Genomic DNA, 24,309 nt, shown 5'->3' with positions numbered 1-24,309 from the left:
AAGGGTTCCTTCGTTCGCTCCCAGCGCACGAAGGAACCCTTCAGCTGTATCCGGGAACGTCACGAATCGGACTGCTGCAGCACCCAGGTCGCGATCTGGGTGCGCGAGGAGAATCCGAGTTTGTCGCGGATGTGTTCGACGTGGCCCTCGACGGTCCGCTGCGAGATCACCAGTTTGTCGGCGATGGCCTTGTTGGTCAGTCCCTGCGCCACGAGGTCGGCGACCTGTCGTTCCCTGCGGGTCAGGACGAGGTCATCGGACGCCTGGTCCGGCGCCGGCTCGTCGCGCCCTTCCCCCAGCGTCCTGGCGATCATGTCGTCCAGGGTGAGGGTGCGGCCCTTCGCGAATGCCGCATCGAACCCCTTGGCGCCGAGTGCCTTCTGTGCAGACTGCACACAGTTGTCGTGACAGGTGCTCAGCCGCGCGAAGGTGTCCATGGGACTGCCGGTGGCGGCGAACTGGGCCTCGGCCGCACCGAGCAGCATCGCCGCGAGTTCGGGATCACGGTCTGCCGACGCCCATGCGGTTTCCTCGAAGCACCAGGCGCACCCGAACAGGTTGACTATCTTGCGTATCAGTTTCAGTGCATCGTCGAGCAGTTCGCGTCCCCGCACCCGTTCCCCGCGCCGCCACAGGGTCGAGCCGTAATCGGACAGTGCCATCGACCGCCACATGATCTCGCCGCGGGATTCGGTGAGCCGCAACTGTTCCTCGTACACCGGTGCCGCGCTGTCGACGTCGCCGAGGGTGAAGTACGCGCATCCGAGCCAGTACAGCGCCGGCACGAGACGGTTGAGGTCGTCGTCGGCGCGGAACCGATCGATCGCCTGCCCGAGGAGACCGATACCGCGCGGGAGGTCGTCGGCGGCGATGGCGACGATGCCGGTGGCGAACGTCGCCGACGCCGCCGCCTCAGGGTCCCGGATCTCGTCGGCCAGGCGATTCACCTCGTCGACGAGTGCCGATGCCGCGGTCACGTCACGTTGCAGTGCGGCGAGGATGCTTCCGGTGACCGTCGCGGTGAGTCGATCTCGGGTCGTGCCGCCCGGTTGTGCGAGGGCACGTTCGAACCAGTACCGTCCCTCGTTGAATCTGCCGCGCAGAATCCAGTAGTCGGGTAGACCGACCGCGAGGTGCAGTGCGGCGCCGCCGGGGTCCGGTTCGGTCAGACTGAACTCGAACGCGTCACGAAAGTTCGGCTGCTCGCGTTCGAGTTGCGCGGCCCATTCCATCTGCCGCGGCCCGATCCAGTCCGACCGCCCCCGCAGGAGCAGACCCTCGAACCAATCCCGGTGGTGGCGTTGCAGATTCCGATACTCGTCGGGATCGTCGAAGCGGCTGAGACCGTACTCGCGGAGCGTTTCGAGCATCCGGTACCGCACCGTGGCATCGACGTCGTCCCGGATGAGGATCGACTTGTCGACGAGCGACATCAAGGGATCGAGGAGGTCACCGTGCGGCGCACGGTCCCCGAGGACACCGTCCACCGCGTCCCAGCCGAACGTTCCCGCGAACACCGTCAGGTGCGTCCACAGCCACTGCTCGTCGGGCGTGCACAGGTCGTAGCTCCAGTCGATGCTGTACCGCAGCGCCTGCTGGCGGCTCGGTGCGTTGCGGCTGCCGCGGGTCAACAACCGGAACCGGTCCTCGAGCCGTCGTAGCACCTCGTCGACGGACATCGCGCGCAGGCGGGCCGCCGCAAGTTCGATCGGCAGCGGTAGCCCTTCCAGTCGGCGACAGATCTGCGCCACCGAGGTCCGGTTGCCGATGGTGACCCGGAAGTCCGGTAGCACCGCCTGCGCCCGCTGCTCGAACAGCGACAGCGCGTCGCCGTCACTCGATTCGGACCCGTCCGGCCCGGGGTCCGTCCCCGCCGGCACTCCCATCGGGGACACCCGCATCACGACCTCGCCGGCCACCCCGAGCGGCTCCCGACTCGTCGCGAGGATCGACAACCCCGGACAGCTCCGCAGGAGTTCGACGGTGACGTCCGCGACCGGGGCGATCAGATGCTCGCAGTTGTCCAGCACCAACAGCAGTCGACGGCCGTCGAGGTGCTCGACCAGAACTGTCCGTGGGGGTCGCGCCGAACGGTCCTGGATCCCGAGCGCGCCGACGATCACCTGTTCGAGCAGCGCCGGATCCTGCAGTTCCCCCAATTCGACGAGCCAGGCCCCGTCCACGAAGGTCCTGTGCGCCTCCTCGGCGATGCGCAGCGCCAACCGGGTCTTCCCGACACCACCGAGGCCCGTCAACGTCACGAGACGTGACTCCGACAGCAGGCGTCGCGCCTCGGTGACTTCGGGCCGCCGACCGACGAAACTGGTCAGTTCGATCGGCAGATTCCCCAATGTGGCTGCCATGTGCGTCCATGCCGAAATGTATTGTGCCGGTAGTTGTACCGCCGAGTCTACCCGTCGGCTACCGCCGGTCAGGCCGTTACGCGTCCTCGACCCGCACGATCCGATAGCCGCCGGGAGAGGGCGCGACGGTGATCGTCTGCCGGATGACACCGTCCGACCGACCCGGTATCCGCAGTCCGAGTTCGACGCTGTAGACGTCCGGGACCGGGGTGGCGGCGATCGTGACGCAGTGCTCGGTCCCGGCAGGGACTGCGTCGATCCACCGCTGGATCTCCGGGACCGGATTGGGCTCGACCATGAGCGACGCCACCCGTTCGCCGTCGCGTTCGGCGTAGTAGGCGTGATCGAATGCCCGGATCGCGCCGGGCCCGTCGGACGTGCCGCCGGGCCCGCGTCCGACGCTGCGCCCCGCCTCCACCGATTCCACACACCACGGCGACGGCACCGCCGGGTCCACGACGAGTGCGGGTGCCTCGGCCGGGCGCGGCGACCCCGTCGTCGACGATGCCGGCAGGGACACGGACCGGGCCGCGACGAGTCCGGCACCCCCGATCACGGCGACGACGAGGACCGCACCCGCAACCCGCCGTGCCGGCGGCACGCGTTTCCGCAGTGCCGGCGGCACACGTTTCCGCGGCGTCGCAGCGACCGGTTCCGCATCCGTCAGCCACGTCGGCGTGTGGTCGTCCGTCGACATCTGTCCCCTCCTGCCGGTGGGGCGGGCGCCGACCGCACCCGCCCCACCCCGTTCACACCCGGATACCGGCCCCGACCGCGTCACCGATCATGTTCGACGCGACTCCGAGCGACGACTCGGTGACGAACGTCGTCAGCCCGTTGTCGATCTGCGCCAGGACTCCGTCACCGCCCGGCTGTGTGGACACGAATTCCCGTGCCCGACGGTCGATCTCCGGCGCCTGCTCGACGACGTCCCGGACCGTCGACGCGGCGACGGCGCCCGTCGGGGTGGCGTCCCATTCGGTCAGGGTCTGCTGCGTGCGCTCGGTGACCGCCGCCTGGTCGACGTCCGGGATCGGCAGATCGATCGGTTCCCCGAGATCGCCGGCGCCGATCGCGGTGCCGAGACCGGCACCGACGACTCCGCCGACCACAGCGGCGGGGATGCCGCCGATGGCAGCACCGGCCGCAACAGCGATGGCGTTGCCCGGCACCCAACCGATGCCCTCGAACCACATCGGAGGGTTGAGAGCGTTGGCTGCGCCACCGATTGCCCCACCGATCAGGGCGCCGCCGGCACCCGCGACGCCCGCCCCGACCGCGCCCATGCCGACCTGTGCGGCGGCGAGGCGGTTGGCGCGGGTGGTCTCGACGCCGAGGGACCGCCAGAACGTGGAGACTTCGGCCTCGGCGACGGCGGACGTGTTGTTGGTGCGGGCGAGGTCGCCGTCGGTGACCCAGTTGGGCTGTGGGGTGTGGAAGGTGCCGAGCCGCAGGGTTTCCCGCGGCGCGATGATGGGCGCGGTCGGCTCGACGTAGGTGGGCAGGTGCAGTTCCTGGACCTGCAGGGGCGCGACGTAGTAGTCCTCGGGGGCGCTGTAGGTGTCGGTGCCGTAGTCGTAGTTCTCGAGCGGCTGGTACTCGATGTTCTGGTACTGGGCGGGCGGTTCGACCCAGTAGACGGGTTCCGGCTGGGCCGGGGCCGTCGGGGCGGTTTCGGTGGCCGGCACCGTAGCCGTCACGCCTCCCTGCGTGGACGGTGCGGATGTGACGCCGCCCTGCGACGGCAGTTCCTCCGGTGCGGCCGAGGCGATACCCGACGCTGCGACGAGGACGGCCGCGGCCGCCGACGGAACGATGGCGGCGCGGGCGACGGCCGACACCCTGCTTCTGTGATGCTTACCCATTGACGAACTCCCCCAAGAACTTCGGATGCATCACGGCGTGCGCCGCGATGCCGTGATCGATCCGGCACGGCCGGGGACGACGCGGGAAGCCACGAGAACGGAGACGAACGGAATCGGTGCGGGCCACGCGTGACGCGCTCCCGGCGCGGGCGTGCGACCGCCCGGCATCCCCTCTCGGCAACACTGCCGCCCCCACTTGCGATGATCTTCCCCCGCCGACCCGTTTCCCCCGGACCGGACATGTGCGCCCTCGAATATACCTGCGGTTACCGACCGGTACGACTGTCGGATGCGTCACTCCGCCCCCCACGAACGCGAACACCCTCCCACCCGGTCGGGATGGGAGGGTGTTCGCGACGAACAGGTGAGGCTAGTTCTCGATGCGCTCGATGATCGTGACGTTGGCGGTGCCGCCGCCCTCGCAGATGGTGAGCAGGCCGTAGCGTCCGCCGACACGCTCGAGCTCGTTGAGCAGCGTCGCCATCAGCTTGGTGCCGGTGGCGCCGAGCGGGTGGCCGAGGGCGATCGCGCCGCCGTTGACGTTGACCTTGGCCGGGTCGGCGCCGATCTCCTTGATCCACGCGAGGACGACGGGCGCGAAGGCCTCGTTGATCTCGACGACATCGATGTCGTCGATGGTCAGGCCGGTCTTGGCGAGCGCATGCTGGGTGGCCGGGATCGGCGCGGACAGCATGAAGATCGGGTCGTCGCCACGGGCGCTGACGTGGTGGATGCGGGCGCGCGGCTCGAGGCCGTACTTCTGGACGGCTTCCTCCGACGCGAGCAGCAGGGCGCTGGAGCCGTCGGAGATCTGGCTGGCGACCGCGGCGGTCATCTTGCCGTTCTCGACGAGGACGTTGAGGCTCGCCATCTTCCCGAGGCTGGTCTCGCGGGGACCCTCGTCGACGGTGCAGTCGCCGAACGGGACGGTCTCGTTGTCGAAGCGGCCCGCGGCGATGGCGGCCTTGGCGCGCTCGTGGCTCTGCAGGGCCCACTTCTCGAGCTCTTCGCGGCTGATGTCCCACTTGTCGGCGATCATCTCGGCGCCCAGGAACTGGGACACCTCGGCGTTGCCGTAGCGCTCCGTCCAGCCCTTCGACTCCGCGGTGGGGCTGGTGAACCCGAACTGTTCGCCGACGACCATCGCCGAGGAGATCGGGATCTGGCTCATGTTCTGGACGCCACCGGCGACGATGAGGTCGGCGGTGCCGGCAAGGATCGCCTGGGCGCCGAACTGGATGGCCTGCTGGCTCGAACCGCACTGACGGTCGACCGTCACACCCGGGACGTGCTGGGGCAGGCCGGCGGCCAGCCACGAGAGGCGCGCGATGTTGCCGGCCTGACCGCCGACCGCGTCGACGCAGCCGAAGATGACGTCGTCGACGTTCGCCGGATCGATGCCGGTGCGCTCGACGAGCGCGGAGATGATGTGCGCGCCCAGGTCGATCGGGTGGACCGGGGCCAGGCCGCCGTTCTTCTTGCCGATCGGGGTACGGATGGCGTCGACGATGTAGACCTCGGGCATGAGAGCGCTCCTGGTTGTCGGATTACTTGCGGGAGTCAGGGCTGGCGAGCCCGTCGAGAACGATGGAGAGGTACTGCTGGGCGACGGCTTCGGCGGTCATCGAGCCGCCGGGCCGGTACCAGCGCACGGCCACCCAGACGGTGTCGCGCATGAAACGGAAGACCAGTTCGATGTCGAGGTCCTGACGGAAACTGCCGTCCTCGACGCCGGTCTCGAGCACGCCGACCCACAGGTCACGGAACTCCTGGTTGCGTTCGGCCAGGTACGCGAACCGGTCGTTGGCGGCGAGGTGCTTGGCCTCGTCCTGGTAGATCGCGACGGCACTGTGGGAGGCGTCGATCGCCTCGAACGACGCGACGACGAGAGCCTCGAGGGTCTCGCGGGAGTTCGTACCGGCGTCGACGATCGCACGGTAGCGGCCGAACAGGTCGTCCTGGAAGCCACGCAGAATCTCGTCGACCATGGACTCCTTGGAGTCGAAATGGTGGTAGAGGCTGCCGGACAGGATGCCGGCGGCGTCCGCGATGTCGCGCACGGTGGTGGCCCGCAGACCGCGTTCGGCGAACAGGCCCGCGGCGAGCTCGAGGAGTTCGGCGCGGCGCCCGGACTTGTTCGACGACTCGTCGGCGCCTCGGGGTGGAGTCATGCCGCCCATCCTAGCAACCAAGCGATTGCTTGGGCATCGGGATGCTTCACCCGCCCCGGCCGAATGTCACACCGGTTCAGTTGAACTGAACGCATGTGACATTCGGCCACGGGAACGGTAGGGAACCTACGCGCGCTGGCTGGAGACCGAGACGATCTCGCCGGTCATGTAGGTGGTGTAGTCGCTGGCGAGCATCGCGATGACCGAGGCGATCTCCCACACCTCGGCGGCGCGGCCGTAGGCCTCGCCGGAGGCCAACTGGTCGAGCAGTTCCTCGCTGGTGACCTTCGCCAGGAACGCGTGGCGGGCGATGGACGGGGAGACGGCGTTGATACGCACGCCGTACTCGGCGGCCTCGATCGCGCTGCAGCGGGTGAGCGCCATGACGCCGGCCTTCGCGGCCGCGTAGTGCGACTGCGAGTGCTGCGCGCGCCAGCCCAGGACCGACGCGTTGTTCACCAGCACACCGCCATGGTCGACGGACTTGAAGTAGCGCAGGGCCGCGCGGGTGGCACGGAAGGTGCTCGTGAGCGTGATGTCGAGGACACGGTCCCACTGGTCGTCGGTCATGTCGACGATCGGGGTCTCGCCGCCGAGGCCGGCGTTGTTGACGAGAACGTCGATGCGGCCGAGCTTTTCGGCGGAGCCGGCGATGAGGGCGTCGATCTGCTCGGTGCTCGAGACGTCACACACGAACGACTCGACCTGCTGGCCGCCGAACTCGGCGGACAGCTTCTCGACGGTCTCGCCGAGGCGGCGCTCGTGGAAGTCGGAGACGAGGACGTCGGCGCCCTCGAGCAGTGCACGGCGGGCGGTGGCGAAGCCGATGCCGGTGCCGGCGGCGGCCGTCACGACGACCTTCTTGCCCTTCAGCAGGTTGTGGCCCGCAACCTCTTCGGGTGCGACGGCGAGGGGGGATTTGACGGTGGCGGTCACGGGCGTGCCTCTCGGGGAAGGCCGAGCACGCGCTCGGCGATGATGTTGCGCTGGATCTCGTTGGATCCGCCGTAGATGGTGTCGGCGCGGGTGAACAGCCACAGCCGCTGCAGGTCGTTCAGTTCCTCGCCGGGCTCGGTGTTCTCGACGCCGACGAGCGACGCCGCCCCCTGGACCTCCATGGCGAGCTCGCCGAGGTCGCGGTGCCAGTTGGCCCACAGCAGCTTCGCGACGGACGCCTCGCCGCCGCTGGCGCTGGCGTCGACGCTGGCGAGGGTGCGCAGGGCGTGGGCGCGGATGACCTGCAGGCTCATCCAGGCCCGGGTGAGCTTGTTGCGGACGACGGAATTCTTCGCGGCACCGTTGCGCTGCGCGAGTTCGACGATCGATTCGAGTTCGCGGGCGAAGCCGATCTGCTGGCCGAGGGTCGAGACGCCGCGCTCGAACGTGAGCGTGCCCATCGCGGTGGCCCACCCGTTGCCCTCACCGCCGACGACGAGGTCGGCGTCGGTGCGGGCGCCGTCGAAGAACACCTCGTTGAACTCGGAGGTGCCGGTGAGCTGGATGATCGGGCGGACCTCGACGCCGTCCTGGTTCATCGGGACCAGCAGGTACGACAGGCCCTTGTGGCGCGACGAACCCGGCTCGGTACGGGCGACGACGAAGCACCAGTCGGCGAGGTGCGCGAGCGACGTCCACACCTTCTGGCCGTTGACGACCCACCGGCCGTCCTCGAGGCGTGCGGTGGTCGACACGTTCGCGAGGTCGGAGCCCGCGCCGGGCTCGGAGTAGCCCTGGCACCACAGTTCGGTGACGGTCTTGATGCCCGGCAGGAACCGCTGCTTCTGCTCCTCGGTGCCGAACGCGATGAGCGTCGGGCCGAGCAGTTCCTCACCGATGTGGCTCACGCGAGCCGGTGCGTCCGCGCGCGCGTATTCCTGATGGAAGATGATCTGCTGGCTGAGGGTGGCCTCGCGGCCGCCGTACTCCTTCGGCCATCCGAGGCAGGTCCAGCCGGCGGCGGCGAGGTGACGGTCCCATTCGAGGCGTTCCTCGAACGCCTCGTGTTCCCGTCCCGGCCCGCCCAGGCCCTTCAGCTCGGCGAACTTCCCGGTGAGGTTTTCTTCGAGCCATTCGCGAATTTCCCGCGCAAAGGCCTCGTCAGCGGCGGCATTCCCGCTGGTCTCCATACCCTGGCTAACGTCCACAGCGATACGGTACCCTACCAAGCACTTGCTTTGTATAGAGGTTCCGCCTCGCCTTAGGAGAGATTGTGAGCACGAATGTGACCACCGAGCCCCGGACGACGCCGGCTGCACTGTGGCGAGCCGCGGAACAGTTCGGTTCGAACGAGGCCGTGGCGGACGGTTCCGACCGCGTCACGTACACCGAACTGCTCTCCCGGGTCCGGACGACGGCGCGGGCCCTGATGGCCGAGGGCGTCGAGGCCGGCGATCGGATCGCGATCTGGGCCCCCAACACCCACCACTGGGTCGAGGCACTGCTCGCCGCGCAGTACGCGGGCGCGACCGTCGTACCGATCAGCACCCGCTACACCGGCCACGAGGCCGCCGATCTGCTGCAGCGCACCGCCGCCAAGGCCCTCGTCGTCCCGGCCCGTTTCCTCAAGTCGGACCGGCTCGCGAACGTCCTCGACGCGGCCGGACCGGGCGGCCTGCCGGACCTGAAGTTCGTGGTCCGCACCCCGTCCGACGACCCGACCTCCGGCGCGCCGACCACCACGTTCCCCGGCGGCAGGATCGTCGAATGGGATCAGTTGGCCGCGGCCGCCGAGTCGGTGTCCGTCGAAGAGGCCGATGCGCGTGCCCGCGCAGTGAGCCCCGACGACGTCGCCGACATCCTGTTCACGTCCGGCACCACCGGCAAGAGCAAGGGCGTCATGACCGCGCACCGCCAGACCGTCGGCATCGCCGACGCGTGGGCGGACTGCGCCGAGGTCACCGGCGACGACCGCTACCTGGTCATCAACCCGTTCTTCCACACGTTCGGCTACAAGGCCGGGATCATGGTGTGTCTGCTGCGCGGCGCCACCAACGTGCCGATGGCCCTGTTCGACGTCCCGAAGGTGATGGACACCGTGGCGGCCGAGAAGATCACCGTCCTCCCGGGCGCGCCGACCATCCACCAGACCATCCTCGACTTCCCGACCCGCGACGACTACGACCTCTCCAGCCTGCGCGTCGCGATCACCGGCGCCGCGGCCGTCCCGGTCGTCCTCGTCGAACGGATGCAGGCCGAACTCGGCTACGACGCCGTCATCACCGCCTACGGGCAGACCGAGGCGGTCGTGGTGACGATGTGCCGCACCGACGACGACCCGGTCACGGTGTCGACGTCGTCGGGTCGCGCCATCCCCGGCATGGAGGTCAAGATCGGCGATCAGGGTGAGATCCTGGTGCGCGGCGAGAACATCATGCTCGGCTACCTCGACGACCCCGAGTCCACTGCCAAGACCATCGACGCGGACGGGTGGCTGCACACCGGCGATGTCGGTGTCCTCGACGAGCGCGGCTACCTCGACATCACCGACCGACTCAAGGACATGTACATCTCGAACGGGTTCAACGTGTACCCGGCCGAGGTCGAGAACGTCCTGGCGCGCATGGATTCCGTCTCCGAGGCTGCCGTCATCGGCATCCCGGACGAGCGGGCCGGTGAGGCCGGGCGGGCGTACGTCGTGCCGAAGTCGGGTGTGACGGTGACCGAGGCCGAGGTCATCGCGTTCTGCAAGGAACGTCTGGCGAACTTCAAGATTCCGCGTGAGGTGCGGATCATCGACGGTCTGCCGCGCAACCCGTCCGGCAAGGTCCTCAAGAACGACCTGCGCGAGGGCCGCGAGGGCACAGCGTGACGCCCTCCCCCGCCCTTCCGGACGAGGGCGAGGTCGTCACCTACGAGGTTCGCGACCACGTCGCGTTCGTGACACTGAACCGTCCGGACTACCGCAACGCGCAGAACTCGGTGATGACGTACGCCCTCGATGCCGCGTTCGAGCGGGCCGTCGAGGACGACGACGTCAAGGTGATCGTGCTGGCCGGCAACGGCGAGCACTTCAGCGCCGGCCACGACATCGGTACGCAGGGCCGTGATCACCACGTGCACTACGAGAACAAGGCCGCCCTGTGGTGGGACCACCTCGGCAAGTCGGGCGGCGACCAGCGTTTCGCCCGCGAGACCGAGGTCTACCTGGGCATGTGCCGCCGGTGGCGCGAGATCCCGAAGCCGATGATCGCCCAGATCCACGGCGCCTGCATCGCCGGTGGCCTGATGCTCGCATGGTGCTGCGACCTGATCGTGGCGTCGGACGACGCGTTCTTCGCGGACCCCGTCGTCCGAATGGGCGTTCCGGGTGTCGAGTACTTCGCGCACCCGTGGGTGCTGGGGTCGCGGTTCGCGAAGGAGATCCTCTTCACGGGCGATCGCTTCTCCGCGCAGCGCGCGTACGAGGTGGGCATGGTCAACCGGGTGGTGCCGCGCGCCGACCTCGAGACCGAGACGCTCGCGCTGGCCGCGCGGGTCGCAGAGATGCCGCGGTTCGGGCTGGCCCTGACCAAGAAGGCTGTCAACCAGTGCGAGGACCTCATGGGTCAGCGCGCCGGAATGGATTCGGTGTTCGGCCTGCACCACTTTGCCCACGCACACAATGCCGAGGTGGGCAGGGACTCGCTGGGTGGAATGGACGTCAACAGTATGAAAGCGAAGGCGAAATAGTGGATCTCGAACTGGATGAGAAGGCCCGCGCCTTCCAGCTGGAAGTGCGCGAATGGCTCACTGCCAACGTCCCGGCACAGCCGCTGCCGTCGATGGACACTGCGGAGGGTTTCGAGGCCCACCGCGAGTGGGAGCACAAGCTCGCCGACGCCCGCCTGTCCACCGTCGCGTGGCCGGCCGAGTACGGCGGACGCGACGCGTCGATGATCGAATGGGTGCTCTTCGAGGAGGAGTACTACAAGGCGGGCGCGCCCGGGCGCGTCAGCCAGAACGGCATCTTCCTGTTCGCGCCGACGCTGTTCGAGCACGGCACCGAGGAGCAGCTCGCGCGCATCATGCCGCGCATGTCCCGCGCCGACGACATCTGGGCGCAGGCGTGGTCCGAGCCGGAGGCCGGCTCCGACCTGGCGGGTATCCGCTCGACGGCGCGGCGCACCGACGGTGGCTGGATCCTCAACGGGCAGAAGACGTGGAGCTCGCGCGCGGTGTACGCCGACTGGGGCTTCGGCATGTTCCGCACCGACCCGGAGGCACAGCGCCACAAGGGTCTGACGTACTTCATGTTCCCGCTGAACCAGGACGGCGTCACCGTCCGCGCGATCCCTCAGCTCGACGGCGAGCCGGGCTTTGCGGAGATCTTCTTCGAGGACGTGTTCGTCCCGGACACCGACGTCGTCGGCGAGGTGAACAACGGCTGGCGGGTCGCGATGAGCACCGCATCCAACGAGCGCGGCCTGTCGCTGCGCAGCCCGGGACGCTTCATGTCGGCGGTCGACCGCCTGGTCGAGGTCTGGAAGAGCAACGCTGACGACACCGACACCGCCGCACGGGATCGTGTCGTCGACGCCTGGATCGGTGCCGAGGCGTACCGCCTGCACACGTGGGGCACCGTCACCCGCATGCTCGAGGGTGTGCCGCTGGGTGTCGAGGGCTCGATCAACAAGATCTTCTGGTCGGAGCTCGACGTCCGCATCCACGAGACGGCCCTCGATCTGCTGGGCGCCGACGGCGAGCTCGCCGGCAAGTGGCAGGACGGGTACCTGTTCTCGCTGTCCGGCCCGATCTACGCCGGCACCAACGAAATCCAGCGCAACATCGTTGCCGAGCGGCTGCTCGGACTCCCGAAGGCGGATCGATGAAATTCTCTCTCACCACCGAGCAGCGTGACTTCGCGGACAGCCTCCGCGGTCTGCTCGCAGGCGCCAACACCCCTGCCGTCGTCCGCGCGTGGGGCGAGAACGACACTGCTGCCGGGCGCGAACTGCTCGGCCAGCTCGCCGAGACCGGCGTGACCGCACTCGCCGTGCCCGAGGAGTTCGACGGTATCGGCGCGCACCCGGCCGACCTGGCCGTCGCGTTCGTCGAACTGGGCCGTGCTGCGGTTCCCGGTCCGCTCGTGGAAACCGCAGCGGCCGTCCCCGCCCTGCTGTCCGCGCTGGACGACCAGTCGCTGGCCAAGCGGTTCCTGCCGGGCATCGCCGAGGGCACCTCGCTCGCGTCGCTGGTCCTCGAGCCGTCCACCCCGCGCGCCCTCGACGCCGACCTCGCCGACACCGTCCTGAAGGTCTCCGGTGACACCCTCGAGCTGGTCCGCCCGACCACGCAGCTCGAGTCCGTCGACCCGGCCCGCCGCCTGTTCGAGGTCGAGTCGGTCGAGACCCTCGCGCAAGGCCCGGACGTCGCCGCGGCCGCGGGGAAGGCGTACGACCTGGCGGTGCTCGCGGTGTCGGCGCAGCTGATCGGTGCCGGTCACGCGATGATCGACACGGCCACCGAATACGCCAAGAACCGGTCGCAGTTCGGCCGCGTCATCGGCAGCTTCCAGGCCGTCAAGCATCATCTGTCCGACGCGAAGGTCGCCGTCGAAATGGCGACGCCGCTCGTCTACGGTGCCGCGATCTCCCTTGCCGAGGGCTCCAGCACCGTCGCCCGCGATGTCTCCGCCGCCAAGGTCGCCACCGCGAACGCCGCCTACGTGGCGTCGCGTAAGGCACTGCAGGTACACGGCGCGATCGGCTACACCCTCGAGTGCGACCTGTCGCTGTGGCTGACGAAGGTCCGTGCACTGCAGTCCGCGTGGGGCACCACGTCCGCGCACCGGGCCCGGGTGGCGAGCGCGCTGTGAGCGGCGTCGGCGTGTTCTCGGAGGAGCAGCTCGAACTCCGCAAGACGGTGGCGCAGCTGCTGTCCAAGCGGGCCGACGCTGCGGCGCTGCGCAAGACCCTCGAGTCGGGCGAGCCGTTCGACCGCGGCCTGTGGGACGTGCTGTGCCAGCAGGTCGGTGTCGCGGCGCTCGCGATCCCCGAGGAGTTCGGGGGCTTCGGCGCCACCGTCGTCGAGCAGCATCTGGTGCTCGAGGAGCTCGGTGCCGCGCTGACGCCGTCGCCGATGTTCGGCTCGGCCGTCCTGGCCGCGCAGGCGATCCTGGCGACCGGCAACACCGAGGCGTGCGAGCGACTGCTGCCCGGCATCGCCGAGGGATCGTCCGTCACGGCCCTGTGCTGGGTGGGCCCCGAAGGCCATTGGCGCAGCGACGACGTCGCCTGCGTCGCGTCCGGCAACGACGCCGACGGGTACACCGTCTCGGGTACCGCGCACTACGTGCTCGACGGTGCACACGCCGACGTCCTGATCGTCGCCGCCACGCTCGACGGCGTCATCGGGCTGTTCGAGGTGGATCCGTCGGCCGACGGTGTCGCCCGCCGGCAGCTGCCGACGATGGACCTGACGCGTCCGATGTCGCTGGTGGAGTTCGCGTCGGCTCCGGCGGTCCGGCTCACCACCGGCGATGCGTCGGCCGCGCTCGAGCGGGTCCGGCAGATCGCGATCGTCGCACTGTCCGCCGAGCAGGTCGGTGCCGCCGCGCGCTGCCTGCAGATGACGGTGGACTACAGCAAGGACCGCGTCCAGTTCGGTCGCGCGATCGGCAGTTTCCAGGCCCTCAAGCACCGCATGGCCGACCTGTACTTCCTGGTGGAGACGGCCCGGTCGGCATCGTACGCGGCAGTGCACTCGCTGGCAGAGGGTCTGCCGTCCGCGGCCGCCGACGCCGCAGTCGCCAAGGCGTACTGCTCGGAGGCGCTGCTCGCGGTCACCGGTGACTCCATCCAGTTGCACGGCGGCATCGCGATCACGTGGGAGCACGACGCGCACCTGTTCTTCAAGCGCGCCCACTCCAGTGCCCAACTGCTCGGCCAGCCCGAAGAGTTCCTCGCGGAGATGGAGTCGCTCGCGGGGCTGTAGGCGCTCCGCCTGTGCGCCTTTTTGGTAGTAGCTACTACCAAAAAGGCGCACAGGCGGCTTGCTGCTCCAGATACTGGGCGACGCCGTCGTCGGCGTTGCTCGGTAGGACGCGGTCCGCCAGGTCCAGTACCTCGGGCAGCGCATTGGCCGGGGCGAGTGCGGTCCCGGCCCACATCAGCATCGGGATGTCGTTGACGGCGTCCCCGATCACCGCGACCTCGTGCGCGGTGATTCCTCTCGCGTCGCACAGTCTGGCGAGTGCACTGGCCTTCGACACCCCGGCGGCGGCCATCTCGATGTACGGGGCTCCGGAGTGGGTGACCTCGACGCCGTCGACACCGGCCGTGGCGGCGAGCCGGTACAGCTCGTAGCCGGGGATCTCCGGATGCCGGGCCACGATCTTGACCATCGACTCCCCCGCCCGCGGCAACCGCGGGTCGAGGATCATCTCGTCGAGGGTCCGGTGGTGGTCGGTGTAGTTGCACAGTGCCGCGTACTCGGGTTCGGCCACGAAGCTCGCCGCCCCGACGTTGGCGAACACCACGCCCGGCACCAGGGTGCGGACCCGGTCCATCACGGTGAGCGCCGCGGTGACCTCGATCGCGACGGTGCCGACGATGCGCGGGGTGCCGTCCGCGAGATCGAGGGTGACGGCGCCGTTCGCACCGATCGCGGTGCCCCGGAATCCGCACGAGTGGGCGAGCTCGTCGATCGAATGCCGGGCGCGGGCGGTCGCCCACACCACCTCGATACCGGCGACTCGGGCCGCGGCCATCGCGGCGGCCGTGCGCGGCGACACCGTTCGGTCGGGGCGCAGCAGGGTGCCGTCGAGGTCGGAGGCCACCAGTCTGATTCGGGTCACCTGTCGATGATCTCAGTCCTTGCCACGGCGTCCGCACAGGCAGGGCTGGCCGGAAGGCGTATCCGGCCCGCCCCGTTGCCACCGTGTCTGCGACGCGGGCTCGGTGTCGGATCAGAACGGCTCGGTCGGCAGGTACTTTCCGTCCAGGGTGATGACGGCGCGCTCGCCCCCGTCCGGGTCGGCGACCTTCTTCACGTCGAGCTTGAAGTTGATCGCGGAGATGATGCCGTCACCGAATTGCTCGTGGACCAGGGCCTTGATAGTGGTGCCGTAGACCTGCACATCTCCCAGCCCACGCTCTCCCAGCAGATCAAGCAACTGGAGGAAACGGTGGGTGTGCAGTTGCTCGACCGCACCGGCCGCACCGTACGACTCACCGACGCCGACGCCGACGCCGGCGCCGTCTACGCCGACCACGCCCGTCGTGCACTTCGCAACCTGGACACCGCCGAACGCGCCGTCCACGACGTCCGGAACATCTCCCGCGGCCACCTACGTCTGGGCGTCACCCCCACCTTCACCGCGTACCTCGTCGGCCCGCTCACCGCCGAACTCCACACCCGCCACCCCGGCATCAGCCTGACGCTCACCGAGACGACCCAGGACCGCATCGAAGCCGCCCTGCTCGCCGACGAACTCGACCTCGGTATCGCCTTTACCGGCCGTCACCTACCGGGTATCGGCGCCACCCCGCTGTTCACGGAAACCCTGAGCCTCGTCACCAGGACGCCGCCTACCCCGACGATCACGGAACCCCTACCTGTGCAGGCCCTGACGGACACACGACTGGCGTTGCTCAGTAGCGACTTCGCCACCCGGAGCTACATCGACGCCTATCTCGCCGACCACCGCATCACCCCCCACATCGCGGTCGAGGCCAACTCCGTCCAAGCCCTCACCGAAATCGTCGGACGTACCCCCCTGGCCACCGTCCTGCCCGACGCCGTCACCCACGATCACCCCCACCTCACCCCCGTCCCGCTCGACCCGCCGTTGCCCACCCGCACCGTCGCCCTCCTGGACCGGCACGGCGCCTACCGCAGCGCCGCCGCCCGCGCCTTCACGCGGCTCACCCGCGACCTCGTCCACGCCCGCCGTTACACCCCACCCGGGCGCGAACCCTCCTAACCTGGATCCATGACCACTCCCGAGATCACCCTGAATTCCGGAACCGTCATCCCGCAACTCGGCCTGGGCGTATGGCAGGCGACGAACGACGAGACCGAGCGCGCCGTCCGGTTCGCCCTCGACGACGCCGGCTACCGGCATATCGACACCGCCGCCGCGTACGGCAACGAGGAGGGTGTCGGTCGCGGCATCGCGTCGTCGTCGGTACCCCGTGGGGACGTCTTCGTCACCACCAAGCTGTGGAACTCCGAGCAGGGCTACGAGTCCGCTCTGACCGCATTCGACGCGAGCCTGTCGCGCCTGGGTCTCGACTACGTCGACCTGTACCTGGTCCACTGGCCGCTGCAGGATCGGGACACCCGCCTGCGCACGTGGGACGCGATGGAGAAGATCGCCGAGTCCGGTCGGGCGAAGGCGATCGGGGTGTGCAACTTCGAGCCGCACCACCTGCAGGAACTCGTCGACCGTGGCGGCATGCTGCCCGCCGTCGACCAGGTGGAGTTGCACCCGCATCTCCCCCAGCACGCGATCCGCGACGTCGCCGCACTACACGGCATCGCAGTCGAATCATGGAGCCCGCTGGGCGGTTCCAGCAACTCCGGCTGGGGTGACGCGTCCAAGCCCAACACGCTCCTCGGCGACCCGGTCCTCACCCGCATCGGTGCGGCACACGGCAAGTCGTCCGCCCAGGTGATGATCCGCTGGCACCTGCAGAACGGGCTGATCGTCATCCCGAAGTCGGTGCACGACAACCGGATCGCCCAGAACATCGATGTGTTCGACTTCCGACTCACCGACCGGGATCTGGCCGACATCGCGACCCTCGACGACGGCGGCCGGGTCGGCTTCCACCCCGACGAGATGAATCTCGGCGCACCCGAGTAGGGGTGTTCCCACGAAAACCACCCCCGCACGCGTTCCGTTACCGCAGGATGGTGTCGTACTCCACCCGGGAAAGGACCGCCATGCGCCGTTCGTACCGCTTCGCCGTCGCGGTCGGTGTCGCCGCGGCGGCCGTCGCGCTCACTCCCGCGACCGCGTCCGCCACACCGAGCCAGGGGGTCACGGGAGAGATCCTGGCGCAGACGACGATCGGCGGCCGGGACTACGTCCTCCGGAAGATCACCATCGCACCCGGCGGCACGACGGGCTGGCATTTCCACGACGGCATGCTGTACGGGATCGTCACGGAGGGCACGCTGACGCACTACCGCTCGGACTGCACGGTCGACGGCGTCTACGACGTCGGCGGCACCATCACCGAACCGAGCGGAGACGGCTACGTCCACAGGGGCCGCAACCTCGGTCCGGGGCCGATGGTGCTGCACGTGCTGTACATCGATCCTGCCGGCAGCCCCCTGGCGCAGGACGCTCCGGCACCGGTGTGCGCGTAGACTTTTCCGAATAGTCGACCGGGTGGTCGGTTCATTCGGGAGGATTTGTGAAGTCGTTCGGCCGCGCGGCCGTTGCCGCCGTACTCACCACACTGACGCTGCTCGTACCGGGCACTGCCGTCGCGGACACCGTGATCACGCCGACCGCACCCGGATTCGGTTCGTCGGCACTCGAATTCCCCGGTGTCCCGGTCTATCTGCCGGGCACGCTCGACTCCCGCGATGCGCGCATCGTCTATCTGTACGGCGAGCGCGAGATTGCCCGCGCGAACGAGACGCAGAAGGCGTTCGGTGTCCCGACCGAGGTTCGAGCGCGGACCCTGTTCGAGATGCGGAACGCGCTGCGGACGTACACGCGGGTCGTCATGGCCGACCATGTGACGGCACTCGGTCTCGCGATCACCGACCCCAACATGACGTGGGAACAGATCATCGACCGCTACCGGGCCCGCGGGCTCGACGGCGCAGCGCTGTACGAGGCGATTGCCGAGTCGGCGTCGAAGTCCCGCAAGGGTATCGACGAACAGTTCGGGCTCGACCCGGCGAACCTGCCGCCGCTGCCGGCGATGCGCCTGGCACCGGCGGCCTGACGAGAGGACGACCCGGATGACCTCGCACGAGATCCTCGGCAGGCGCATCGACATGCCGGTGCAGATCCGCCGGGCGTCGGCGTTCATGGCGCTGTACTCGGTCCCGGGCCGCGCCGCCCAGCGGTTGATCGACGGGACGGGCCTCGAGATCCTGCGGTGGCGCGGCGGGCGGGGGCTGTGCGGGCTGGTGTTCGTCGACTACGTCGACGGTGATCTCGGCCCGTACAACGAATTCGGTGTCACGTTCCTGGTCCGGGATCACCGGCAACGCGGCGTCGCGCAGGTGCGGCGCGATCTGCGGGCGCTGGCGAGTGGGCGCGCCGGTGCTCTCATCCATCGACTTCCCGTCGACGGCGAGTTCACGCTCGCCGCCGGCCGCGGTATCTGGGGTTTCCCGAAGACCCTGGCCGACTTCGACACCGACCACACCGGCGACGTCCCCCGCGGCAGGGTCACCCAGGACGGGCGGCTCGTCGTCGATCTCACTGTCCGCCGCGGTATCCCGGCCCCTCGTGGTGGGGGCGCGTCGCTCGCCGCGTACTCGCACCTGGATGGTGTCACCCGCCGCACGACATGGGACATGCGGCCGTCCGGGGTCCGCTCCCGGATCGGCGGCGCCGATCTGCTCCTCGGTGACCACCCCATCGCCGACGAGTTGCGGAGTCTCGGGTTGCCGCGGCGGGCACTGGCGACCACGACGATCCCCGACCTGCGGATGGCATTCGGCGACGCCACCGCCCTCTGACCGGACCACGTCCCGGACCTTGCGCATTCCGACCGCGTGGTGTGTGCTGAGATCCTGGACGTTTGATCAAGTTCGATTATCGACCTCGCGCAAAGGATTACGACGTGACGATCAGCCGACGCAGCGTGCTGGCCGGAGCTGCGGCCGCACCGGCGCTCGCAGCCCTGGCCGGTTCGACCGCCACCGCCCGACCGGCCGCCGGCACCGTCCGACAGTCACCGTCGGGGACGGGGTTCCGGGTCGGGGTGGGCCGCTCCGACATGACCGGTCCGGTCGCCGAGAACGGCATGATGGGTTACTCCCAGTTCGACCAGCGTGCCGAGGGCCTGCACCAGCGAACCCGGGTGCGGGCCTATGTGTTCGCCGACGCCGCCGACAACCGTGTCGTCTACACGTGCGCCGACACCTGCATGGTGTTCCAGGCCGTACACGACGCGGTCCTGGCGCGGTTGGCCGAGAAGTTCGGCGGCCTGTACACCGAGAAGAACGTGATGCTCACGGCCGTGCACTCGCACGCGGCGTGCGGTGGCGCGTCGCAGGACTACGCGTACAGCCTGGCGACGCTGGGCTTCCAGCCGCAGGTGTTCGACGCCGAGGTCGACGGCACGGTCGAGGCGATCACCGCCGCTCACGACAATCTGGCGTCCGGCACCGTCGCGTACGGGCGCAGCGAACTGGCCGATGCGAGTGTCAACCGGTCCCGCGTCGCCTTCGAGCGGAACCCGCAGCGCGACAAGGACTACTACCCGCTCGGTATCGACACCGCGATGCGCGTCCTCAAGATCAGTCAGGGCGGCGACAATGTGGGCGGTATCGGCTGGTTCCCCACCCACGGCGCGTCGCTCACCAACGAGAACCACCTGATCTCCGGTGACAACAAGGGTGCGGCCGCCTACTTCTGGGAGCACGACGTCGCCGGGGTGCGTTACCTCGACGGCACCCCCGGTGGGTTCGTGGCGTGCTTCCCGCAGACCAACACCGGCGACATGTCCCCCAATCTCGATCTGAAGCCGGGTCACGGTCCGACCGCCGACGAATTCGAGAACGCCCGCATCATCGGGCAGCGGCAGTTGACGGCCGCCCGGGAGGCGTTCCGGGCGGCCGCGCCGCTGTCGTCGACCGCCGTCGACAGCCGAATCATGTACCTGGACATGGCGGACCAGGTCGTCGACGGCAAGTACACGTCCGACGGGCAGACCCGGCGCACCGCACCGGCGTGTGTCGGTGCGGCAATGGCTGCGGGCAGCACCGAGGACGGCCCGGCGATCGAGATCTTCACCGAGGGCACCCGCAACCCGCTGATCGACGCACTCGGCGGCATCGACACGCCGACCCCACAGTGGCTCGCCGACGCGCAGGCCCCCAAACTCGTGCTGGTGCCGGTCGGCCTGCTACCCCCGGACGGTTGGGTGCCGCACGTGCTCAAGATCCAGATCCTCCGCATCGGCGACGTCTACGTCGTGGGTGGTCCGGCCGAGTTCACCATCGTCTCCGGCCTGCGGATCCGCCGCACCGTCGCCGAGGAACTCGGTGTCCCCCTCGAGAACGTCGTCTTCAACGGCTACGCCAACGCGTATTCGAGTTACTGCACAACCCCCGAGGAGTACGACGCCCAGCAGTACGAGGGCGGCTCGACCATGTTCGGCCGCAACACCCTTCCCGCCTACCAGCAGGGCTTCGCCGCGCTCGCGGCCGCCATGAAGTCGGGTGGCGACGTCCCCCGCGGCCCGGCACCGCGCGATCTGTCCGGCTTCCAGCCCGGCTTCGGACACGACGTCCCCTTCGACACGCCCCTGCCCGGACGCAACTTCGGTGACGTCCTGATCCAGCCCGCCGGCACCGTCGGTACCGGCGAGCAGGTTGCCGTCGAATTCGTCACCGGTCACCCCAAGAACGACCTGCACCGCGGCGGAACATATTTCGAGGTGCAACGCCGCGACGGCACCCGCTGGCTCCGGCACGCCGACGACGGCGACTGGGCCACCAAGTACCGCTGGCGCCGCGACGGACTCAACGCGTCGATCGCCCGCATCACCTGGGACGTCCCCGACGGCACCCCGTCCGGCACCTACCGGATCCAGCACTTCGGTAACTGGAAGAACCCTGACGGGGCGATCTTCCCGCTCACCGGCACCTCCGCGGAGTTCGTCGTCCGCTAGTCGCTCCGATCAGCTGAAGGGACCCTTTGTGCGCTCCAGGCGGACGAAGGGCACCTTCAGCTGACGGGGTGTCAGCCGTTCGTGGCTTCGAGAATCGTCTTGGCGTTCCGGAGGTTGCCGCGCACGTCGTGGGCGTACAACTTCTGGGTGATGGCGTCGGCGAACTTGAAGATTCCCGTTCCTGTTTCGGCGTCGAGACGGTACGTCACCTTCGTCGCGCCGTCGCCGTCGCTGGTGAAGTCGAGTGCCCGTTCGTACGGGATGCGTGACTCCGTCGAGTGAAAGCCGATGGTCCGGTTCTTCTCGTACGCGGTGATCTCCTCGGTGGCGTGCAGTTTCACGCCGGCGACCTTGGTGGTCACGGCAGCCAGGGATCCGGGTACGTCCGGGGAGCCCGACACCATGGCGTACTCCTCGGCGCTGCTCACCCATTCCGTCGCGCGCGCGGGATCGGTCATATACGAGAAGACTTGGGAGAGTGGACAATTGATGACGATGGATTCGTCGGTGTGCAGAGTTCCGGCCGCAGCCATGAGTCTCACGTCCTCAGGCACGCAGACAACCGATCCGGCCGCACGCTCGGTGCGCGCTGAAAGGCCGCGGGTCCGACATGTGCCGTCGACAATCCTAGCCGCGCCGGCAGAAAGGCTGAAGGGTCCTTTCGTGCGCTCACAGCGCACGAAAGGACCCTTCAGCCCCTGTCAGCCCCTCCCCCCGGGCAGTTCTTCCCCTACAACCAGGTGTCTTCGGTGGTGGTGGTGAGGAACGCTTCGAGGTCGTCCCGCCACTTGGCCGGCACCGTCTTGTCCGGTTCGATCGCGGTGTACTGTCCGCGATAGAACAGCAGTGGCCGCTCGGTTTTGATCTCGCTCATCGAATGCACCCGGCCGAAGACCACGTAGTGGTCGCCGCCGTCGTGGACGGTTTCGACGGTGCAGTCGATGTGGGCGAGCGATCCGGTGAGGATCGGGGAGCCCAGCGGCGACGGTGTCCAGTCGATGCCCGCGAACTTGTCGGGTTCGCGGGAGCCGAATCGGGCGCACGTGGACTGCTGTTCCTCGGCGAGGACGTTGACGGCGAAGTGGCCGGACCGTTCGATCGCCGCCCACGATCGTGACGCCTTGGTGGGGCAGAACAGTACGAGCGGCGGGTCGAGCGACAGCGCCGCGAACGACTGGCACGCGAACCCGACCGGGGCGCCGTCGTCCATCGTCGTGATGATCGTGACGCCGGTGCAGAACTGGCCGAGGACGTTGCGGAACTGGCGCGGATCGAGTTCCGCGCCGGCCCCTGCTCCCTCGGGCGCGGACATTACTGGAACCCGACCATGAAGTCGTGACCCCACAGGCTGACCGCGGTGCTCTCCTTCGCGATCCATGTCTCGTCCTCGACTTCGAGTCCCTCGCAGCCGAATTCGATGTCGAAGCCGCCCGGAGTCTTCATGTAGAACGACAGCATCAGGTCGTTGACGTGGCGGCCCAGGGTCGCCGACATCTTCACCTTCTTGCGGATCGCGCGGTCGAGGCAGAGTCCGACGTCGTCGGAGTTCTCGACCTCCACCATGAGGTGCACGATGCCCGACGGGTTGGGCAGCGGTGCGAACGCGAGGCTGTGGTGACGCGGATTGCAGCCGAGGAACCGCAGCCAGGCGGGATCGCCGTCGGCGGGACGCCCGACGACCTGCGGGGGCAGGCGCATCGAGTCGCGCAGCTTGAATCCGAGGACGTCACGGTAGAATTCGAGATCGGCCGCGTCGTCCTTGGTTGCGAGCACCACGTGCCCGAGTCCCTGCTCACCGGTGACGAACTTGTGGCCGTACGGGCTCACGATGCGCCGGTGCTGCAGGGCGACGGTGTGGAAGACCTCCAGGCGGGAGCCGGACGCGTCGCGGCACGTGATGAACTCGACGACGTTGCGTTCGGCCGCCTCCTCCTTGGTGCCCTCCTCGAACGCCCGGTCCGCCTTGGCGAGGCGTTCGCGGATCTCCTGCAGGCCTTCGGCATTGGCGCATTCCCAGCCGGTCGCGTACAGGCCGTCCCGCTCGCCGGGAACGATGACGAGGCGGGCCGGATAGTCGTCCATGCGCAGGTACAGGTTGTCGGGGTTCGCGCCCTTACCCTCGATCATGCCGAGGACCTTGAGGCCGTACTCGCGCCAGGCCGCCATGTCGGTGGCCTCGATCCGCAGGTAGGCCAGAGTACGGATACTCATCGCTTGCCCCCTTCTCGGGCGGAGCCTCGGGCAGTGTCCCTGTCGAGAAGGAAGTCGCCCGCGAGCCGGTTGAACTCGTCGAACTTCTCGAGCTGTGCCCAGTGACCACAGCCACCGAACACGTGCAGTTGCACTCGTGGAATCATCTTGAGCGCCACCAGCGCTCCGTCGATCGGGTTGACGCGGTCCTCGCGACCCCAGATCAGCAGCACCCGCTGACGCAGCTTGTAGGCGTCGCGCCACAGCATGCCGAGTTCGAACTCGGAACTGGAGAACGACTTGCCCATCGCCTTCGAGGCGGCGAGGGATTCGGGTGTGCTGGCTGCCGCAAACCGCTCGTCGATCAGCTCGTCGGTGACGAGCTTCTGGTCGAACACCATGATGCGCAGGAACGCCTCGAGGTTCTCGCGGGTCGGCTGGTAGCTGAACTTGCCGAGGTTGCGCACCCCCTCGGTGGGGTCGGGTGCGAACAGGTTGACGCTCAGACCGCCGGGGCCCATGAGCACGAGCCGGCCGGCCCGGTCCGGGTAGTCCAGGGCGAACCGCACGGCGGCGCCACCGCCGAGCGAGTTGCCCAGCAGGTGAACGCGTTCGGTGATGCCGAGGGTGTCGAGCAGGTCCTTCAATGCCGACGCGCTGTGCCGGAAGTACTGCGGGTGTTCCGTCGGCTTGTCGGACTGCCCGTAGCCGGGCTGATCGACCGCGATCACATGGAACTGCTCGGCCAGCACCGGAATGTTCTTGGAGAAGTTGGACCACGACGAGGCGCCCGGCCCGCCGCCGTGCAGCAGCACAATCGTCGGCCCGTTGCCGACGCCGGCCTCGTGGTAGTGCAGCTTCAGGTCCTCGCGGACCTGCGCGAAGCGGGACGTGGACTCGTAGGTGAGTTCTTCGGTGACCGTCATCGCCG

At 68.7% G+C, this 24,309-nt stretch carries 23 protein-coding genes and 1 pseudogene; 11 read left to right on the top strand and 13 right to left on the bottom strand.

Annotated features, from left to right (window positions below; translation table 11 throughout):
- Positions 1-59: 59 nt before the first annotated feature.
- From E0497_RS02580 to E0497_RS02550, 7 genes are all read right to left on the bottom strand, one after another.
- Complete coding sequence (locus E0497_RS02580) at positions 60-2,363, bottom strand: ATP-binding protein (RefSeq protein WP_137723228.1); 2,304 nt, start codon at positions 2,361-2,363, stop codon at positions 60-62.
- A gap of 76 nt (positions 2,364-2,439) precedes the next feature.
- Positions 2,440-3,060, bottom strand: a complete 621-nt coding sequence (locus tag E0497_RS02575; protein WP_137723227.1) for a DUF8176 domain-containing protein — start codon at positions 3,058-3,060, stop codon at positions 2,440-2,442.
- 52 nt (positions 3,061-3,112) lie between these two features.
- Positions 3,113-4,228: a hypothetical protein gene (locus E0497_RS02570; protein WP_137723226.1), complete on the bottom strand. Its 1,116-nt coding sequence runs from the start codon at positions 4,226-4,228 to the stop codon at positions 3,113-3,115.
- A 370-nt stretch (positions 4,229-4,598) separates the two neighbouring features.
- Positions 4,599-5,753, bottom strand: coding sequence for an acetyl-CoA C-acetyltransferase (locus E0497_RS02565; RefSeq protein ID WP_137723225.1), 1,155 nt, complete (start codon positions 5,751-5,753; stop codon positions 4,599-4,601).
- Positions 5,754-5,775: 22 nt separating this feature from the next.
- Positions 5,776-6,399, bottom strand: a complete 624-nt coding sequence (locus E0497_RS02560) for a TetR/AcrR family transcriptional regulator (RefSeq protein WP_137723224.1) — start codon at positions 6,397-6,399, stop codon at positions 5,776-5,778.
- Between the two features lie 126 nt (positions 6,400-6,525).
- Complete coding sequence (locus E0497_RS02555) at positions 6,526-7,335, bottom strand: SDR family oxidoreductase (protein WP_137723223.1); 810 nt, start codon at positions 7,333-7,335, stop codon at positions 6,526-6,528.
- Positions 7,332-8,525: an acyl-CoA dehydrogenase family protein gene (locus E0497_RS02550; protein ID WP_170312861.1), complete on the bottom strand. Its 1,194-nt coding sequence runs from the start codon at positions 8,523-8,525 to the stop codon at positions 7,332-7,334. The genes E0497_RS02555 and E0497_RS02550 overlap by 4 nt, the downstream gene beginning before the upstream one ends.
- A 95-nt stretch (positions 8,526-8,620) precedes the next feature.
- Here E0497_RS02550 and E0497_RS02545 point away from each other — a divergent pair, with 95 nt between their 5' ends.
- The 5 genes from E0497_RS02545 to E0497_RS02525 are packed head-to-tail and all read left to right on the top strand — an operon-like array spanning position 8,621 to position 14,310.
- Positions 8,621-10,207, top strand: coding sequence for a FadD3 family acyl-CoA ligase (locus E0497_RS02545; protein ID WP_137723550.1), 1,587 nt, complete (start codon positions 8,621-8,623; stop codon positions 10,205-10,207).
- Entirely contained in the window at positions 10,204-11,067 is an 864-nt protein-coding gene (locus E0497_RS02540) for an enoyl-CoA hydratase (protein WP_137723221.1), read from the top strand. Before E0497_RS02545 ends, E0497_RS02540 begins: the two co-directional genes overlap by 4 nt.
- Entirely contained in the window at positions 11,067-12,206 is a 1,140-nt protein-coding gene (locus E0497_RS02535; protein WP_137723220.1) for an acyl-CoA dehydrogenase family protein, read from the top strand. The genes E0497_RS02540 and E0497_RS02535 overlap by 1 nt, the downstream gene beginning before the upstream one ends.
- Complete coding sequence (locus E0497_RS02530; protein ID WP_137723219.1) at positions 12,203-13,192, top strand: acyl-CoA dehydrogenase family protein; 990 nt, start codon at positions 12,203-12,205, stop codon at positions 13,190-13,192. The genes E0497_RS02535 and E0497_RS02530 overlap by 4 nt, the downstream gene beginning before the upstream one ends.
- On the top strand, positions 13,189-14,310 hold the full coding sequence (locus E0497_RS02525; RefSeq protein WP_241665675.1) for an acyl-CoA dehydrogenase family protein: 1,122 nt from the start codon (positions 13,189-13,191) through the stop codon (positions 14,308-14,310). The genes E0497_RS02530 and E0497_RS02525 overlap by 4 nt, the downstream gene beginning before the upstream one ends.
- 34 nt (positions 14,311-14,344) lie before the next feature.
- Here the strand turns inward: E0497_RS02525 and E0497_RS02520 are convergent, their stop codons facing one another.
- Together E0497_RS02520 and E0497_RS20730 are read right to left on the bottom strand one after the other, a co-directional pair.
- The gene (locus E0497_RS02520; RefSeq protein WP_137723218.1) at positions 14,345-15,172 is read right to left on the bottom strand and encodes an HAD family hydrolase; all 828 of its coding nucleotides are present in this window, start codon (positions 15,170-15,172) and stop codon (positions 14,345-14,347) included.
- A gap of 111 nt (positions 15,173-15,283) precedes the next feature.
- Positions 15,284-15,454, bottom strand: a pseudogene (locus tag E0497_RS20730) (cyanase); the annotation flags it as partial.
- Between E0497_RS20730 and cynR the strand changes: the two are divergent.
- The 6 genes from cynR (at position 15,410) to E0497_RS02485 (ending at position 21,188) form a co-directional block, all read left to right on the top strand.
- Positions 15,410-16,300, top strand: a complete 891-nt coding sequence (cynR, locus tag E0497_RS02510; protein WP_137723217.1) for a transcriptional regulator CynR — start codon at positions 15,410-15,412, stop codon at positions 16,298-16,300. The pseudogene E0497_RS20730 and the gene cynR sit on opposite strands and share 45 nt — an antisense overlap.
- A gap of 9 nt (positions 16,301-16,309) precedes the next feature.
- Positions 16,310-17,185 carry an aldo/keto reductase gene (locus tag E0497_RS02505; protein ID WP_137723216.1) on the top strand — a complete coding sequence of 292 codons (876 nt, stop codon included), beginning with the start codon at positions 16,310-16,312 and terminating at the stop codon, positions 17,183-17,185.
- Between the two features lie 80 nt (positions 17,186-17,265).
- The gene (locus E0497_RS02500; protein WP_137723215.1) at positions 17,266-17,694 is read left to right on the top strand and encodes a cupin domain-containing protein; all 429 of its coding nucleotides are present in this window, start codon (positions 17,266-17,268) and stop codon (positions 17,692-17,694) included.
- A gap of 47 nt (positions 17,695-17,741) precedes the next feature.
- Positions 17,742-18,284, top strand: coding sequence for a hypothetical protein (locus tag E0497_RS02495; RefSeq protein ID WP_137723214.1), 543 nt, complete (start codon positions 17,742-17,744; stop codon positions 18,282-18,284).
- A gap of 16 nt (positions 18,285-18,300) precedes the next feature.
- The gene (locus E0497_RS02490) at positions 18,301-19,029 is read left to right on the top strand and encodes an acetoacetate decarboxylase family protein (RefSeq protein WP_137723213.1); all 729 of its coding nucleotides are present in this window, start codon (positions 18,301-18,303) and stop codon (positions 19,027-19,029) included.
- A 104-nt stretch (positions 19,030-19,133) separates the two neighbouring features.
- Positions 19,134-21,188: a neutral/alkaline ceramidase gene (locus E0497_RS02485; RefSeq protein ID WP_137723212.1), complete on the top strand. Its 2,055-nt coding sequence runs from the start codon at positions 19,134-19,136 to the stop codon at positions 21,186-21,188.
- 71 nt (positions 21,189-21,259) lie between these two features.
- Here the strand turns inward: E0497_RS02485 and E0497_RS02480 are convergent, their stop codons facing one another.
- From E0497_RS02480 to hsaD, 4 genes are all read right to left on the bottom strand, one after another.
- A complete protein-coding gene (locus E0497_RS02480; protein WP_137723211.1) occupies positions 21,260-21,721 on the bottom strand; it encodes an SRPBCC family protein in 462 nt (153 codons plus the stop codon).
- Between the two features lie 197 nt (positions 21,722-21,918).
- Positions 21,919-22,500, bottom strand: coding sequence for a 3-hydroxy-9,10-secoandrosta-1,3,5(10)-triene-9,17-dione monooxygenase reductase subunit (hsaB, locus tag E0497_RS02475; protein ID WP_137723210.1), 582 nt, complete (start codon positions 22,498-22,500; stop codon positions 21,919-21,921).
- The gene (gene hsaC / locus E0497_RS02470; RefSeq protein ID WP_137723209.1) at positions 22,500-23,399 is read right to left on the bottom strand and encodes an iron-dependent extradiol dioxygenase HsaC; all 900 of its coding nucleotides are present in this window, start codon (positions 23,397-23,399) and stop codon (positions 22,500-22,502) included. The genes hsaB and hsaC overlap by 1 nt, the downstream gene beginning before the upstream one ends.
- Positions 23,396-24,304 carry a 4,5:9,10-diseco-3-hydroxy-5,9,17-trioxoandrosta-1(10),2-diene-4-oate hydrolase gene (hsaD, locus tag E0497_RS02465; RefSeq protein WP_137723208.1) on the bottom strand — a complete coding sequence of 303 codons (909 nt, stop codon included), beginning with the start codon at positions 24,302-24,304 and terminating at the stop codon, positions 23,396-23,398. Before hsaD ends, hsaC begins: the two co-directional genes overlap by 4 nt.
- Positions 24,305-24,309 lie beyond the last annotated feature (5 nt).

It is taken from the genome of Prescottella subtropica (assembly GCF_005434945.1).
Classification (GTDB): Bacteria; Actinomycetota; Actinomycetes; order Mycobacteriales; family Mycobacteriaceae; genus Prescottella; species Prescottella subtropica.
The sequence above is the reverse complement of the archived record's forward strand: the minus strand, read 5'-3'. Positions and strand labels throughout refer to the sequence as shown.

Excerpts from the sequence above, each read along its gene's own strand:
- E0497_RS02580 (WP_137723228.1), bottom strand. The coding sequence starts at position 2,363 with ATGGCAGCCACATTGGGGAATCTGCCGATCGAACTGACCAGTTTCGTC.
- E0497_RS02575 (WP_137723227.1), bottom strand. The coding sequence starts at position 3,060 with ATGTCGACGGACGACCACACGCCGACGTGGCTGACGGATGCGGAACCG.
- E0497_RS02570 (WP_137723226.1), bottom strand. The coding sequence starts at position 4,228 with ATGGGTAAGCATCACAGAAGCAGGGTGTCGGCCGTCGCCCGCGCCGCC.
- E0497_RS02565 (WP_137723225.1), bottom strand. The coding sequence starts at position 5,753 with ATGCCCGAGGTCTACATCGTCGACGCCATCCGTACCCCGATCGGCAAG.
- E0497_RS02560 (WP_137723224.1), bottom strand. The coding sequence starts at position 6,399 with ATGACTCCACCCCGAGGCGCCGACGAGTCGTCGAACAAGTCCGGGCGC.
- E0497_RS02550 (WP_170312861.1), bottom strand. The coding sequence starts at position 8,525 with ATGGAGACCAGCGGGAATGCCGCCGCTGACGAGGCCTTTGCGCGGGAA.
- E0497_RS02530 (WP_137723219.1), top strand. The coding sequence starts at position 12,203 with ATGAAATTCTCTCTCACCACCGAGCAGCGTGACTTCGCGGACAGCCTC.
- E0497_RS02505 (WP_137723216.1), top strand. The coding sequence starts at position 16,310 with ATGACCACTCCCGAGATCACCCTGAATTCCGGAACCGTCATCCCGCAA.
- E0497_RS02500 (WP_137723215.1), top strand. The coding sequence starts at position 17,266 with ATGCGCCGTTCGTACCGCTTCGCCGTCGCGGTCGGTGTCGCCGCGGCG.
- E0497_RS02490 (WP_137723213.1), top strand. The coding sequence starts at position 18,301 with ATGACCTCGCACGAGATCCTCGGCAGGCGCATCGACATGCCGGTGCAG.
- E0497_RS02480 (WP_137723211.1), bottom strand. The coding sequence starts at position 21,721 with ATGGCTGCGGCCGGAACTCTGCACACCGACGAATCCATCGTCATCAAT.
- hsaB (WP_137723210.1), bottom strand. The coding sequence starts at position 22,500 with ATGTCCGCGCCCGAGGGAGCAGGGGCCGGCGCGGAACTCGATCCGCGC.
- hsaC (WP_137723209.1), bottom strand. The coding sequence starts at position 23,399 with ATGAGTATCCGTACTCTGGCCTACCTGCGGATCGAGGCCACCGACATG.
- hsaD (WP_137723208.1), bottom strand. The coding sequence starts at position 24,304 with ATGACGGTCACCGAAGAACTCACCTACGAGTCCACGTCCCGCTTCGCG.